We start from the raw sequence: 13157 nt of genomic DNA, 5'->3' as shown, positions 1-13157 counted from the left end.
CCACACCAGCCCTTCCGGAGATCGGCCGGGGTCGGCGCAGGAGCAGGTCGCCGGGTCCTCACCGAATCGGGGCGCCTCGACCTCGACCAGCCGGTCGAGAGGCTTCAGCCGCAGCCCCTCCGCCTCGAACGGGAAGACCTCCCACCCCGGGATGCCGGCGGGGTCGAGCGCCAGCCGACGGTCCTCGTCGAGCTCGGCCTCGATGCGGGCGACGTAGTCCTCGATCCCCTCCGGCATGGACGTGACCCTACCCACGAGCTCGCGGGCCCTCCACTTGTTGCGGTGAAAGCCGCGAAGCAGGGGCTCGATGTCCGGAAGGCCCGGATCTCACCGCAACACGTGGGGGTATGCCGCGAGGCCGGCTCCCCGGGTGGGGAACCGGCCTCGCGGCAGGAGTTCTCGGTCAGAGGCTCTTCTGGATCTCCGACCACTGGCGCTCGACGTCGTCGAGGCCGCCGCACATGAAGAAGGCCTGCTCGGCGACGTCGTCGTAGTCGCCGTCAGCGATCTTCGTGAACGCCTCGATGGTGTCGGCCAGCGGCACCGTCGAGCCCTCGAGGCCGGTGAACTGCTTGGCCACGTAGGTGTTCTGCGACAGGAAGCGCTGGATGCGACGGGCCCGGTTGACGAGGATCTTGTCCTCCTCGGAGAGCTCGTCGATGCCGAGGATCGCGATGATGTCCTGGAGCTCCTTGTTGCGCTGCAGGATCTGCTTGATCCGGACGGCCGTGTCGTAGTGGTCCTTGGCGATGTAGCGCGGGTCGAGGATCCGGCTCGTCGAGGAGAGCGGGTCCACGGCGGGGTAGATGCCGAGGGAGGCGATGTCACGGGACAGCTCGGTCGTGGCGTCGAGGTGGGCGAAGGTCGTCGCCGGAGCCGGGTCGGTGTAGTCGTCGGCCGGCACGTAGATCGCTTGCATCGAGGTGATCGAGTGACCTCGGGTCGAGGTGATGCGCTCCTGGAGGACGCCCATCTCGTCGGCGAGGGTCGGCTGGTAGCCCACCGCGGACGGCATCCGGCCGAGGAGGGTCGAGACCTCGGAGCCAGCCTGCGTGAAGCGGAAGATGTTGTCGATGAAGAGCAGCACGTCCTGGTTCTGTACGTCGCGGAAGTACTCCGCCATCGTCAGCGCGGACAGGGCGACGCGCAGGCGAGTGCCCGGCGGCTCGTCCATCTGGCCGAAGACGAGGGCGGTCTGCTTGAGGACGCCGGCCTCCTCCATCTCGACCATGAGGTCGTTGCCCTCACGGGTGCGCTCGCCGACCCCGGCGAACACCGACACCCCACCGTGGTCACGGGCGACGCGGGCGATCATCTCCTGGATGAGCACGGTCTTGCCGACGCCGGCTCCGCCGAAGAGGCCGATCTTGCCGCCGAGGACGTAGGGGGTCATCAGGTCGATGACCTTGATGCCGGTCTCGAACATCTGGGTCTTCGACTCGAGCTGGTCGAACGCGGGCGCGTTGCGGTGGATGCCCCACCGCTCCTTGACGTCGAGGGTCTCGCCGGGCGCGAGGTTGAGGCAGACGCCCGTGGTGTTGAAGACCCGGCCGAGGGTGACGTCGCCGACGGGCACGGTGATCGGGCCGCCGGTGTCCTGGACCCCGGTACCGCGCACGAGGCCGTCGGTGGGCTGCAGGGAGATGGCCCGGATCATGTTGTCGCCGATGTGCTGGGCGACCTCGAGGTTCAGGGTGGACTTCACCCCCGCGATCTCGACCTCGGTGGTGAGCAGGTTGTACTGCTCCGGCATGCCGTCGGCGGGGAACTCCACGTCGACGACCGGGCCGATGATGCGCGAGACGCGACCGACCGCGCCGGGCGTCGCGTCCGCGGTTCTCTCAGTGACAGTGGCAGTCATGGTGACTCTTTCCTTCGTGGGTCGTGCGGTCGGGCGGTCGGGCGGTCGGGCAGGTCGGGCAGGTCGGGCAGGTCAGGCGGACTTGAGGGCGTCGGCGCCGCCGACGATCTCGCTGATCTCCTGGGTGATCTCGGCCTGGCGGGCCTGGTTGGCCAGCCGGGTGTAGGTCTTGATCAGCGCATCGGCGTTGTCGGTGGCCGACTTCATCGCGCGCTGCTGGGCCGCCATCTGCGAGGCCGCAGCCGCGAGCAGGCAGGTCCAGATGCGGGAGATGACGTATTTCGGCAGCAGCGCGTCGAGGACCTCGCTCGCGCTGGGCTCGAAGGAGTAGAGCGGCAGGACCTCGTTCTCTCCCGGCTTCTCCTCCCCCTCGACGACCTCGAGCGGCACGAGCCGGAGCACACGCGGCTCTTGCGTGACCATGTTGACGAAGCGGGTGTAGACGACGTGGACCTCGTCGTGCCCGCCTTCTTCGTAGGGCTTGGTGAAGTCGTCGACGAGGCGCTGGCCGATCTCCCGGGCCGCGTCGTAGGTCGGGGCGTCGGAGAAGCCGTCCCACTGGGCCGCGAACTCGCGACGGCGGAACTTGTAGAACGACACGGCGCGACGGCCGACGAGATAGGGGACGACCTCCTTGCCCTCGTCCTGGAGCCGCTGGACGAGGGACTCGCTCGCGCGCAGCACCGAGGAGTTGTAGGCCCCGGACAGCCCGCGGTCGCCAGCGATGATGACGACGGCGGCCCGACGGACCTGCTCGCGCTCGGTCGTCAGCGGGTGATCCTCGTGGGAGTAGGTCGCGAGCGCCGAGAGCGCCCGGGTGAGGGCCGCGGTGTAGGGGGTCGCCGCCTCGGCGCGCTGCCGGGCCTTGATGACCCGGGACGCCGCGATGAGCTCCATCGCGCGGGTGATCTTCTTGGTCGCCTGGACCGACCGGACGCGCTGGCGGTAGACCCTCATCTGGCCTGCCATCCCTGCCGCCTTTCCTCTGGTGTGTGCTGCTGCTACGAACGGGCGTGCGCTTGCGTATGCCGCGGGCGGACGAGCCGCCCGCGGCATACGGCCTAGCGCTTCTGGCGGACGATCTTTTCCTGGTCCATCTCGGAGTCCTCGAGGGACTCGGCCGCAGCCTCGTGACCGATGTCCATCGTGCGGTCGTCCTGCGGGACCTCACCGCCGAACTGCTTCTTGAACGTGGTCACCGCGTTCTCGAGCGCCGACCGCGTGTCGTCGTCGAACTTCTTGGTCTCGCGGATGCCGTCGAGGATCCCCTTCTCCTGCCGGCGCAGGTAGTCGAGGAAGTCGGTCTCGAACCGGCGCACGTCCTCGACCTTGATCGTGTCGAGCTGACCCGTCGTGCCCGCCCAGATGCTGACCACCTGCTCCTCGATGGGATACGGGTTGGACTGGCTCTGCTTGAGCAGCTCGACCAGCCGGGCACCCTTGGCCAGCTGCTGACGCGAGGCCGGGTCGAGGTCGGAGGCGAACATCGCGAAGGCCTCGAGAGCGCGGAACTGGGCGAGGTCGAGCTTGAGCCGACCGGCGACGTCCTTCATGGCCTTGATCTGCGCGGCGCCACCGACGCGGGAGACCGAGACACCGACGTCGATCGCCGGGCGCACGTTGGCGTTGAACAGGTCCGACTGGAGGTAGATCTGGCCGTCGGTGATGGAGATGACGTTGGTCGGGATGTAGGCCGAGACGTCACCCGCCTTGGTCTCGATGATCGGCAGGCCGGTCATCGAGCCGTGGCCGAGGTCGTCGGAGAGCTTGGCGCAACGCTCGAGCAGCCGGGAGTGCAGGTAGAACACGTCGCCGGGGTAGGCCTCGCGGCCCGGCGGGCGACGCAGCAGGAGCGACACGGCGCGGTAGGCCTCGGCCTGCTTGCTCAGGTCGTCGAAGACGATGAGGACGTGCTTGCCCTGATACATCCAGTGCTGGCCGATGGCCGACCCGGTGTAGGGCGCGAGGTACTTGAAGCCCGCCGCGTCGGAGGCCGGTGCCGCGACGATCGTGGTGTACTCCATCGCGCCTGCGTCCACGAGGGTGCCCTTGACGCCCGCGATGGTCGACCCCTTCTGGCCGATGCCGACGTAGATGCAGCGCACCTGCTGGTCGGGGTCGCCGGTCTCCCAGTTGCGCTTCTGGTTGATGATCGTGTCGATCGCGACCGTCGTCTTGCCGGTCTGGCGGTCACCGATGATGAGCTGGCGCTGGCCGCGGCCGATCGGGGTCATCGCGTCGACGGCCTTGAGGCCGGTCTGCAGCGGCTCGTGGACCGACTTGCGGTGGACCACGCTGGGGGCCTGGATCTCGAGCTGGCGACGCTCTTCCGCCTCGATCTCGCCGAGACCGTCGATGGGCTGGCCGAGCGGGTTGACGACGCGACCGAGGAAGTTGTCGCCGACGGGAACGGAGAGGACCTCGCCGGTGCGCTTGACCTCTTGGCCCTCCTCGATGCCGGAGAAGTCACCGAGGATGACGACACCGATCTCGTGGACGTCGAGGTTGAGCGCGAGGCCCAGCGTGCCGTCCGCGAACTGGAGCAGCTCGTTGGTCATCGCCGACGGCAGCCCTTCGACGTGGGCGATGCCGTCACCGGCATCGGACACCCGGCCGACCTCTTCGCGGGAGGCCGCCCCGGGCTCGTAGGACTGGACGAAGTTGTCCAGCGCGTCCCGGATCTCCTCCGGACGGATCGAGAGCTCCGTCATGTCTTGTCTCCTTCGTGATCCGGCGTCCGGATGGTCCCGGGGCCGAAGCGTTGGTGGTGCTGAGGTGTGGTGGTCGAGCGGTGTGTGGTGGTGGAGCAGAGGTCTCAGGCGGTCGAGCAGGTATGCGGCGGTGCAGGGGCGGGGGTGCAGGAGCGGTGGGTCAGCCGCCGAGCTGGCGGCGGACGCCTTCGAGGCGGCGCAGGATGGTGCCGTCGACGACGTCGTCGCCGATCTGGACCCGGATGCCGCCGATGACGGACGGGTCGACGACGACGTTGAGGTGCACGGCCTTGCCGTAGTGGGACCTCAGGGCGGCGACGAGCCGAGCCCGCTGGGTCTCGTCGAGGTCGATCGCCGAGGTGACGACCGCGGCGAGCTGCGCGCGGCGGGTCTCGGCGATGGCCTGGTAGGTGTCGAGGACCCGGTCGAAGCGGCGACCCCGGGAGGCCAGCACGGCCTGCCGGGCGAGACGCAGCGTCTCGGGGGCGGTCTTGCCCTCCAGGAGGCTCTGTACGACTTCGGCCTTGGCTTCCGGTGTCGCCCGGCGGTCGGTCAGGGCGTCCCGCAGTGCGGGTGCGCCCGCGACGACGCGCTCGAAGCGGAACATCTCGTCCTCGACCTGGTCGGCGCGGCCGGCGTTCTCGGCGCCCGCGATGACCGCTCCGACCGCGAGCTGTTCGGCGGTGTCGCTGAGGTCGCGCTCCTCGGACCACCGCTGCTCGACCACGCTCTTCAGAAGGTCGAGGGCGGGGGCGCCGATCTTGCCGGCGAAGAGCCGGTCCACGAGCGCGGCCTTGGCCGAGCCCTCGCGCGACGGGTCACCCAGGGCGCGGCGCAGGGCTGCGCTGCCGTCGATGGCGCCGACGATCCCGAAGAGGTCCTCGGCGAGGGCGGCCGGGTCGGTGCCGCTGTCGAGGGTCGAGGCGAAGGCCTCCTTCGCCGCGATGAGGGCACCCCGGGACGATCCCTGCATCAGGAGTCGACCCTCTCGGGCTTGATCTCGCCGGCCTCGAGCTCGCTGAGGAACCGCTCGACGATGCCCTTCTGACGGGTCTCGTCCTCGAGCGACTCGCCCACGATCCGGCTGGCCAGGTCGGTGGAGAGCCGGCCGACCTCGCCGCGGAGCTGGACGAGCGCCGCCTGGCGCTCGGCCTCGATGGTCTTCTGCGCGGCCTCCGTGATCCGGCCCGCCTCGGCCTGCGCCTTCTCCCGGAGCTCGGCGACGATCGCCGCGCCCTGGGCCTTGGCGTCCTCGCGGATCGTCGAGGCTTCGGTGCGGGCCTCCTGCAGCTGGGCGTTGTACTGGTCCAGGGCGGCCTGGGCCTGTGCCTGAGCCTCCTCGGCCTTGCTGATACCGCCCTCGATGGCCGCGGTGCGCTCCTCGTACATCTTCTCGAGGCTCGGCACGACCTTGGTCTTGTAGAGCCAGTAGAGGATGCCGAAGGAGATCACGCCGACGATCAGCTCGGCCGGGTGCGGCAGCAGCGGCAGCTGGTCAGGCCAGCCGGGGGTCGTCGCGGCGACGACGGACGCGAGAACCATGTGTCGCTTCCTTATCTCGTGGGGAGGTCAGCGCAGGGTGAGCAGCGGGATGCGGATCAGCGGAAGATGAAGGCGAAGACGAGGCCGAGGATGGCCAGCGCCTCGGTCAGCGCGAAGCCGGTGAAGGCGATCGTCTGCAGCATGCCGCGGGACTCGGGCTGCCGTGCGACGCCGTTGATGTAGGCGGCGAAGATCAGCCCGACGCCGATACCGGGACCGATGGCGGCGAGACCGTAGCCGAGGAAGGCGATGTTGCCAGTCATTGCGGTGTTCCTTTCGGGTGGCACCGGGAACAGCTCCCGGTGTCGTGAGGGGTGGTGCAGTCGTGGGGTCCGGCTCCGGAGAGCGTCCGGGGGCCCACGGGGCTCAGTGCTCCTCGGAGACGGCGTCAGCGAGGTAGAGGGCGGCCAGGATGGTGAAGACGAAGGCCTGGAGGAACTCGACCAAGAGCTCGAAGAAGGTCATCACGATGGAGAAGAGGCCCGAGGCGATACCTGCCGCCCCGAGGCCGATGTTGCCGCCGTGGAGCAGGAGGTATTCACCGCCGACGATGAAGACGAGCAGCAGCAGGTGGCCGGCGAACATGTTGCCGAAGAGTCGCAGGGCGAGCGTGACCGGGCGGATGACGAAGTAGGTCGCCAGCTCGAGGACGAACATCAACGGGATGACCCAGCCCGGCAGGCCCGGCGGCACCATCGACTTGATGTAGGGGATGACGCCGCCCTTGGCCTTCAGCCCGACCACGTGGTAGACGACGTAGACCACCAGGGTCAGCACGATCGGGAAGGCGATCCGGCTCATCGTGGGGAACTGCACGAGCGGGATGATGCCGAAGAGGTTGTTGACGAGCACCATCGTGAAGAGCGTGAACAGCAGCGGCAGGAAGCGCTGGAAGTCCTTCGTCCCGATGACGTCCTTCGCGATGGTGTTGCGCACGAAGCCGTAGACCTGCTCGACGAGGAACTGCCGCTTGCCGGGAACGACCGTGAGCTTGCGCGTCGCGGCAATGAAGAACCAGCCGAGGATGCCCACGGAGATGAGCAGGACGGCAGAGGGCCGGGTGAACGCCCAGTTGCTGTCGCCGCCGATCAACGGCCAGAAGAAGTCCGAGACGCCGGGCGAGACGAAACTCGTCCCCCCGCCACCGTCGGCAGCCGGGAGGGCGCCAGACAGGAGGTGCGTGGACAAGGAGGACAACACGGTGGGGCTCACAGCCTTTCCTCGAATGCGGTGACGGTCACGGTCGGCCGGGGTGCGGTGGTGGTCCCCTGGAGTCCGACCACGAACCCGGTCGGGCGGCACGGGTGCACCGCTCCAGCGCAGGTCGCCCCGTACGTTACCGGACTTCGGGCTGCCCCAACGACGTGGGCAACAGGACTCATCGGGTCTCCTCGACGGGTGCAGTCGGGTGGGTCGGAAGGGTCGGCAGGTCGGTGAGCGGGTCGACCCGGGCGTCTGGCGGAGCGTCGGTGGAGTCCTCGGCCCCGGCCCGGGCCGGCGCCTCGTCGTAGACCGGCACCCGGGCACGCCTCCAGGCGCGCATCTGGGCCACCTGCCAGGTGACGATGCTCAGCAGCAGGACGATACCCGCGGACCGGCTGTCGAACACCTCCACCGCCCGCGCGAGCAGCAGCACCCCGAACAGGAGGATGACCTGGGCGAGGTAGACGCTCATCCCCACGGCCATGAAGAGGAGGGCGTTGCCCGTGTCCGTGACGAACCGGCTGACGACGAGCAGCCCCGAGGCGAAGAACACGACGGCGATGATGGCTCCGACCAGTCCGGAGACACCGGCGCGAGGACCGCCGACCAGGCCGACGACGAGCGCCGCGACCAACCCGACGACGACCGTGGGTGGCAGCGCCCCGCGCAGCAGCACGGCGAACGCGACCTTTTGGGGTGCGGTGTCGGGCTTCGTCGTGGCGGTCACTGCGACTCCGGTCGTCGGTGTCTGGAGGGAGTGTCGTGTCGGGCGGCCGGATCGACGCGGGCACTCCCAGCGTCCTCTCCGGACCTTGTGAAAGGTATCACAAGCGCCGCGCGAGACTCCACCTGGGCACCCAGACGGTGATCACGAACGCCACGAGACATCCCACGACGATGAGGAGGGCGGCACGCCAGGGCTCGAGGAAGGCGAAGGAGACCGTCCCCATCGAGAGCACGGCGGCCCAGAGGTAGAGCACGAGGACGGCGTTGCGGTGGCCGTGCCCGATCTCCATCATCCGGTGGTGCAGGTGCTTCTTGTCGGCCTGCCAGGGTTTCTGGCCGGCCATCGTGCGGCGGACCACCGCAAGCACCATGTCGATGAAGGGCAGGCTGAGCACGGCGAGCGGGACGGCGATCGGCAGCAGCGCCGCGGACACGTCTCCCCCGCGGAAGTCGCCGGGGTCGACGTTGCCGGTGATGGAGATCGTCGCCGCCGCGAGCAGCAGCCCGAGCAGCATCGCCCCCGAGTCGCCCATGAACAGCCGCGCCGGGTGGAAGTTGTGGGGCATGAAGCCGACGCAGACGCCCAGCACGGCCGCCGTGAGGAAGGTCGCGTTGGTGAACACGTTGGGCGGGTTGAAGCTGCGCGAGACGAGGTAGGAATAGGTGAAGAAGGCCAGCGCCGCGATCGCCACGGTGCCGGCGGCGAGCCCGTCGAGCCCGTCGATCCAGTTGACCGCGTTGACGGTCACGAGCACGACGAGGACGGTCACGAGGACGAGCGCGGGGGTCGGCAGGACGGTGCTCGTGCCGAAGAAGGGGACGGCGAGCAGCTGCACGCCCTTGTAGGCCATCACCCCGGCCGCCAGCACCTGTCCGGCGAGCTTGGTCAGCCAGTCGAGCTCGTGGATGTCGTCGATGGCGCCGACGAAGCAGATGATGGCGGCGCCGAAGAGCACCCCCGAGATCTGCCCGCTGAGGTAGACCTGCTTGAGGAAGGGCAGCTCCCGGGCGACGAGGGCGGCGGCCGCGAAACCCAGAAAGATCGCCACTCCGCCGAGGCGCGGGATCGGGGTGTCGTGGACGTCCCGCGCGCGCAACGGCGTGAAGGCGCCGGTGATGACCGCGATCTGCCGCACGAGAGGGGTCGTCAGGAAGGTCACCGCCGCGGCGACGACGAAGACGAGGAGGTACTCCCGCACGGGCGGTGGTCTCGGCTGCTGGCTCGGGTGGTCGGCTCGGGGCCCAGTCAGGCCCGCGGGTATGCCGGGAAGCGCGTCACGAGGTCGGTCACCCCGGCGCGCACCTCCTGCGACACGGCGCTGTCGGGGTCGGCGTCGCCCTTGATGACGGCCATCGCGATGAGCTCGGCGATGGTCTCCATCTCGGGCAGGCCCATCCCCTGCGTCGTGACGCACGGCGTGCCGACCCGGATGCCGGAGGCGATGCCGGGCTTCTGCGGGTCGAAGGGGATGGCGTTCTTGTTCAGGACGATGCCCGCCGCGTCGGCCCGGGCCTCGGCGTCGACGCCGGTGACGCCGATCCCCTGGAGGTCGTGCAGGGACAGGTGGGTGTCGGTGCCGCCCGTGGTCGGGCGGATGCCGTGCCCGGCGAGCGAGGTCGCGAGCTGCTGGGCGTTGGCCACGACGGCCCGGGTGTAGGCGGCATACTCCGGGGTCGCGCACTCCTTGAAGTTGACCGCCTTGGCCGCGATGGTGTGCATCTGCGGGCCGCCTTGCATCATCGGGAAGACCGCCTTGTCGAGCTTGGCGGCGTGCTCCGCCTTGCAGACGAGGGCGCCGGAGCGGGGGCCGCGCAGCACCTTGTGCGTCGTGAAGGTGACGACATCGGCATACGGCACCGGGCTGGGGATCGCCCCACCCGCGACGAGCCCGATGAAGTGGGCCGCGTCGACCCAGAAGATCGCCCCGATCTCGTCCGCGAGGGCGCGGAAGAAGGCGAAGTCGATCAGCCGCGGGATGGCGCTGCCACCGGCGAGGATCATCTTGGGCCGGTGCTCGCGGGCCAGCGCGGCGACCTGGTCGTAGTCGATGTTCTCGGTGTCGCGGTCGACGCCGTAGTGCACGGGGTTGAACCACTTGCCCGAGAAGGAGACCTTGGCGCCGTGGGTGAGGTGGCCACCGTGCGGCAGCGACATGGCGAGGATGGTCTCGCCGGGCTGCAGGAAGGCGCCGTAGACCGCTTGGTTGGCGCTGGCTCCCGAGTGCGGCTGGACATTGGCGTGGTCGGCGCCGAAGAGGGTCTTGCAGCGCTCGATGGCGATCGTCTCGGCCTTGTCGACCTCCGAGCAGCCGCCGTAGTAGCGGCGGCCGGGATAGCCCTCGGCATATTTGTTGGAGAGCGTCGACCCGAGCGCGGTCAGCACCTCCGGGGAGGACATGTTCTCGCTGGCGATGAGCTGCAGGCCGCTGCGGATGCGGCCGAGCTCGGAGAGCAGGACCCCGGAGATCTCCGGGTCGAAGGTGCTCAGGGCCCCGAAGTCGGAGCCGTAGAAGGTGTCGTCGGTGCTCATGCTTCGCTCCACGGGATCGCTGCTGCTACGTCAGGTGCCTCGTCAACCATAGGGCCTCTGCCCCTCCCGCCCGGCTGCGCGTCGCCGCGCGGCACGCGTCAGGAGTCGTGCTTGCGTCCGGCCACCTTGCCCGACTTCGAGGGGGTCGGGCCGACGGCAGGGGGACGCTTGCTGGTGGGCCGCCCGACGCCCTTGCCGGTGCGCAGCGCCGCGAGGGCGGCGCGCTGGGCGATGGCGACCTGCTCGACCGCTCGCTCCTGCGCAGCGAGCCGCTCGATCTCCGCCACCCTCGCCGCCTCGACGATGACCTCGTCGATCGCGGCGCGGGACAGGGCGCCCTCGCGCAGGGTCACGGCTTCGAGGCCGGTGCAGTCGAGGATGGTCGAGGCCAGGCCCGTCCCGGCGGTGGGCTCGACGGGGCCGCCGTCGAGGTAGACCGCCACCGACGCCCCGAGCTGCTCCTGCGCCTCGGCCGCGGTCGTCGCGGGCGGACGTCCCGTGAGGTTGGCGCTCGTCACGGCCATCGGACCGACCGCCCCGAGGAGGGCCAGCGCGGTCTCGTCGTCGGGCATCCGGATGGCGACCGTGCCGTTGGTCTCGCCGAGGTCCCACGCCAGCGACGGCTGCGACGTGACGACGATGGTCAGCGGGCCGGGCCAGAACGCGCCGAGGAGGGCGCGCGCGTAGGGCGGGACGTCGCGGGCGAGGCCGTCGACGGTGGCGAGGTTGGCGACGAGGACCGGGGGCGGCATGTCGCGGCCGCGGCCCTTGGCGGCCAGCACGGCGGTGACGGCCTCGGCGCTGAACGCGTCGCACCCGATGCCGTAGACCGTGTCGGTGGGGAGCACGACGACCTTGCCCTCGCGGACCGCTGCCGCTGCCGCCTCGACCCCTGCCGCCAGCCCCTCGGGGGTCGTGCAGTCGAACACCTCGCTCATGACGGCCACCTTAGGCGGCGATGTCGGGTGTCAGGTGACAGGTCGCTCCGCGTCGGTCCGGCGGCCCGTCCGGGTCGGATCTCGGTGGTCCGGTCTCGGTGGTCAGGCGCGGGTCGCGACGACGCACCGCGGCCGACCCACGAGATCGAGGTGGTCGACGACGGTGAGCCAGGAACCGGTGGCCGACAGCGCCCGCGGCAGGCTGCTGCCCTGGGTGTCGGCGTGCTCCATGACGAGCACCCCACCGGGTCGAAGCAGCTCGGCAGCCCGCGCGGCCATCGCCCGGGGGATCGCGAGGCCGTCCTCGCTGCCGCCGTAGAGCGCGAGGTCCGGGTCGTGGTCGCGCACCTCGGGGTCGATCGGCACCTGGCCGAGGGGGATGTAGGGCGGGTTGCAGGTCACGACGTCGACCTGCCCCAGCAGCTCCCCGTATGCCGTCAGGGCGTCACCCTGCACGAGGGTCACCGCGAGGTCCAGCCGGTCGCGGTTCGCGACGGCCCAGCCGTGGGCGAGCTCGCTGAGCTCCACGGCATACACACGGGTCGTGGGGCGTTCCTGCCTGACCGCGAGCGCGATGGCGCCGGAGCCGGTGGCGAGGTCGACGAGGACGGGGGCATCGCGCGCGTCGTTATCGAGCGCGTCGAGCGCTCCGACGGCGAGCTCGACGACGAGCTCGGTCTCCGGTCGGGGCACGAAGACACCGGGGCCGACGAAGAGCTCGAGGTAGCGGAAGCCGGCGCGACCGGTGAGGTGCTGCAACGGAATTCGCGTCGCGCGCTCGGCGACGAGGTCGTCGTAGCCGCCCGGCGCCTCGGTGCCGCCGAGGATCATCAGCCGCCGCACCTCGGAGACGTCCTGGCCCATCAGGTGGGCGGCGAGGTGGAGGGCGTCGACCGGCGCGGAGGCGATGCCGGCCTCGGCCAGGGTCATCGTCGCCCGGCGGACGGCGATCGCGAGGGTGGTCACAGGGTGCTCACGCGCGGGCGCCCTCGCCGATCGCGGCGAGGCGCGCCTGCTCGTCGGCCTCCACGCAGGAGCGGACGACCGCGTCGAGGTACCGTCGAGGACGGTCTCGAGGTTGTAGGCCTTGAAGCCGGTGCGGTGGTCGCTGATCCGGTTCTCGGGGAAGTTGTAGGTGCGGATCCGCTCGCTGCGGTCGACGGTGCGGACCTGGCTGCGGCGGGCCGCGGACGCCTCCGCCTCGGCCTGCTCGCGGGCGAGCGTGTGGAGCCGGGCGCGCAGGACCCGCATCGCCGCCTCCTTGTTCTGCAGCTGCGACTTCTCGTTCTGGCAGGACACGACGAGGCCTGTGGGCAGGTGGGTGATCCGGACGGCCGAGTCGGTCGTGTTGACGCTCTGGCCGCCGGGGCCGGAGCTGCGATAGACGTCGATGCGGAGGTCGTTGGGACCGAGGACCGTCTCCGCCGTTTCTTCGATCTCCGGCATGACGAGGACGCCCGCCGCGGACGTGTGGATGCGGCCCTGGCTCTCGGTCACGGGCACGCGTTGGACGCGATGGACGCCGCCCTCGAACTTCATCAGCGCCCAGGGGGCCTCGCCGGGCGGCGGCGTGCCCTTGGCCTTGACCGACAGGCGCGCCTCCTTGTAGCCCCCGAGGTCGGACTCGGTGGCGTCGATGAGCTCGG

11 protein-coding genes and 3 pseudogenes are annotated in these 13157 nt (G+C 70.1%); all 14 read right to left on the bottom strand.

All coding sequences use genetic code 11. The features are described 5' to 3' along the window. Positions 1-237, bottom strand: a pseudogene (locus Q0R63_RS17120) (hypothetical protein); the annotation flags it as partial. A gap of 166 nt (positions 238-403) precedes the next feature. Continuing rightward, positions 404-1861 (bottom strand): F0F1 ATP synthase subunit beta, encoded by a 1458-nt coding sequence (atpD, locus tag Q0R63_RS17115; RefSeq protein WP_295699934.1) that lies wholly within the window; start codon positions 1859-1861, stop codon positions 404-406. A 72-nt stretch (positions 1862-1933) separates the two neighbouring features. Beyond that, positions 1934-2830: a F0F1 ATP synthase subunit gamma gene (locus Q0R63_RS17110; RefSeq protein ID WP_295699931.1), complete on the bottom strand. Its 897-nt coding sequence runs from the start codon at positions 2828-2830 to the stop codon at positions 1934-1936. Positions 2831-2922: 92 nt separating this feature from the next. Continuing rightward, positions 2923-4572, bottom strand: coding sequence for a F0F1 ATP synthase subunit alpha (gene atpA, locus Q0R63_RS17105; protein ID WP_295699929.1), 1650 nt, complete (start codon positions 4570-4572; stop codon positions 2923-2925). Between the two features lie 160 nt (positions 4573-4732). Then, positions 4733-5545, bottom strand: a complete 813-nt coding sequence (locus Q0R63_RS17100; RefSeq protein ID WP_295699926.1) for a F0F1 ATP synthase subunit delta — start codon at positions 5543-5545, stop codon at positions 4733-4735. Beyond that, on the bottom strand, positions 5545-6114 hold the full coding sequence (locus Q0R63_RS17095; RefSeq protein ID WP_295699924.1) for a F0F1 ATP synthase subunit B: 570 nt from the start codon (positions 6112-6114) through the stop codon (positions 5545-5547). The genes Q0R63_RS17100 and Q0R63_RS17095 overlap by 1 nt, the downstream gene beginning before the upstream one ends. Before the next feature lie 56 nt (positions 6115-6170). Further along, the gene (gene atpE, locus Q0R63_RS17090) at positions 6171-6377 is read right to left on the bottom strand and encodes an ATP synthase F0 subunit C (RefSeq protein WP_141848957.1); all 207 of its coding nucleotides are present in this window, start codon (positions 6375-6377) and stop codon (positions 6171-6173) included. Positions 6378-6480: 103 nt separating this feature from the next. After that, on the bottom strand, positions 6481-7326 hold the full coding sequence (gene atpB / locus Q0R63_RS17085; protein WP_295699917.1) for a F0F1 ATP synthase subunit A: 846 nt from the start codon (positions 7324-7326) through the stop codon (positions 6481-6483). A gap of 166 nt (positions 7327-7492) precedes the next feature. Beyond that, positions 7493-8044 carry a hypothetical protein gene (locus Q0R63_RS17080; RefSeq protein ID WP_295699914.1) on the bottom strand — a complete coding sequence of 184 codons (552 nt, stop codon included), beginning with the start codon at positions 8042-8044 and terminating at the stop codon, positions 7493-7495. 97 nt (positions 8045-8141) lie between these two features. Continuing rightward, positions 8142-9242, bottom strand: coding sequence for an MraY family glycosyltransferase (locus tag Q0R63_RS17075; protein WP_295699910.1), 1101 nt, complete (start codon positions 9240-9242; stop codon positions 8142-8144). 47 nt (positions 9243-9289) lie between these two features. Beyond that, on the bottom strand, positions 9290-10573 hold the full coding sequence (gene glyA, locus Q0R63_RS17070; protein ID WP_295699908.1) for a serine hydroxymethyltransferase: 1284 nt from the start codon (positions 10571-10573) through the stop codon (positions 9290-9292). Between the two features lie 98 nt (positions 10574-10671). Next, the gene (locus Q0R63_RS17065; RefSeq protein ID WP_295699905.1) at positions 10672-11511 is read right to left on the bottom strand and encodes an L-threonylcarbamoyladenylate synthase; all 840 of its coding nucleotides are present in this window, start codon (positions 11509-11511) and stop codon (positions 10672-10674) included. A 102-nt stretch (positions 11512-11613) separates the two neighbouring features. Continuing rightward, positions 11614-12399, bottom strand: a pseudogene (gene prmC, locus Q0R63_RS17060) (peptide chain release factor N(5)-glutamine methyltransferase); the annotation flags it as partial. An 85-nt stretch (positions 12400-12484) separates the two neighbouring features. Beyond that, positions 12485-13157: pseudogene (locus Q0R63_RS17055) on the bottom strand (peptide chain release factor-like protein); the annotation flags it as partial.

Origin of the sequence: Lapillicoccus sp., from assembly GCF_025353065.1 — a bacterium.
GTDB lineage: Bacteria > Actinomycetota > Actinomycetes > Actinomycetales > Dermatophilaceae > Lapillicoccus.
This window is presented reverse-complemented; position numbering and strand designations above follow the sequence as displayed.

What these genes read in the sequence shown, in the direction of transcription:
- atpD (WP_295699934.1), bottom strand. Translation starts at nt 1,861, where the DNA reads ATGACTGCCACTGTCACTGAGAGAACCGCGGACGCGACGCCCGGCGCG.
- Q0R63_RS17110 (WP_295699931.1), bottom strand. Translation starts at nt 2,830, where the DNA reads ATGGCAGGCCAGATGAGGGTCTACCGCCAGCGCGTCCGGTCGGTCCAG.
- atpA (WP_295699929.1), bottom strand. Translation starts at nt 4,572, where the DNA reads ATGACGGAGCTCTCGATCCGTCCGGAGGAGATCCGGGACGCGCTGGAC.
- Q0R63_RS17100 (WP_295699926.1), bottom strand. Translation starts at nt 5,545, where the DNA reads ATGCAGGGATCGTCCCGGGGTGCCCTCATCGCGGCGAAGGAGGCCTTC.
- Q0R63_RS17095 (WP_295699924.1), bottom strand. Translation starts at nt 6,114, where the DNA reads ATGGTTCTCGCGTCCGTCGTCGCCGCGACGACCCCCGGCTGGCCTGAC.
- atpE (WP_141848957.1), bottom strand. Translation starts at nt 6,377, where the DNA reads ATGACTGGCAACATCGCCTTCCTCGGCTACGGTCTCGCCGCCATCGGT.
- glyA (WP_295699908.1), bottom strand. Translation starts at nt 10,573, where the DNA reads ATGAGCACCGACGACACCTTCTACGGCTCCGACTTCGGGGCCCTGAGC.
- Q0R63_RS17065 (WP_295699905.1), bottom strand. Translation starts at nt 11,511, where the DNA reads ATGAGCGAGGTGTTCGACTGCACGACCCCCGAGGGGCTGGCGGCAGGG.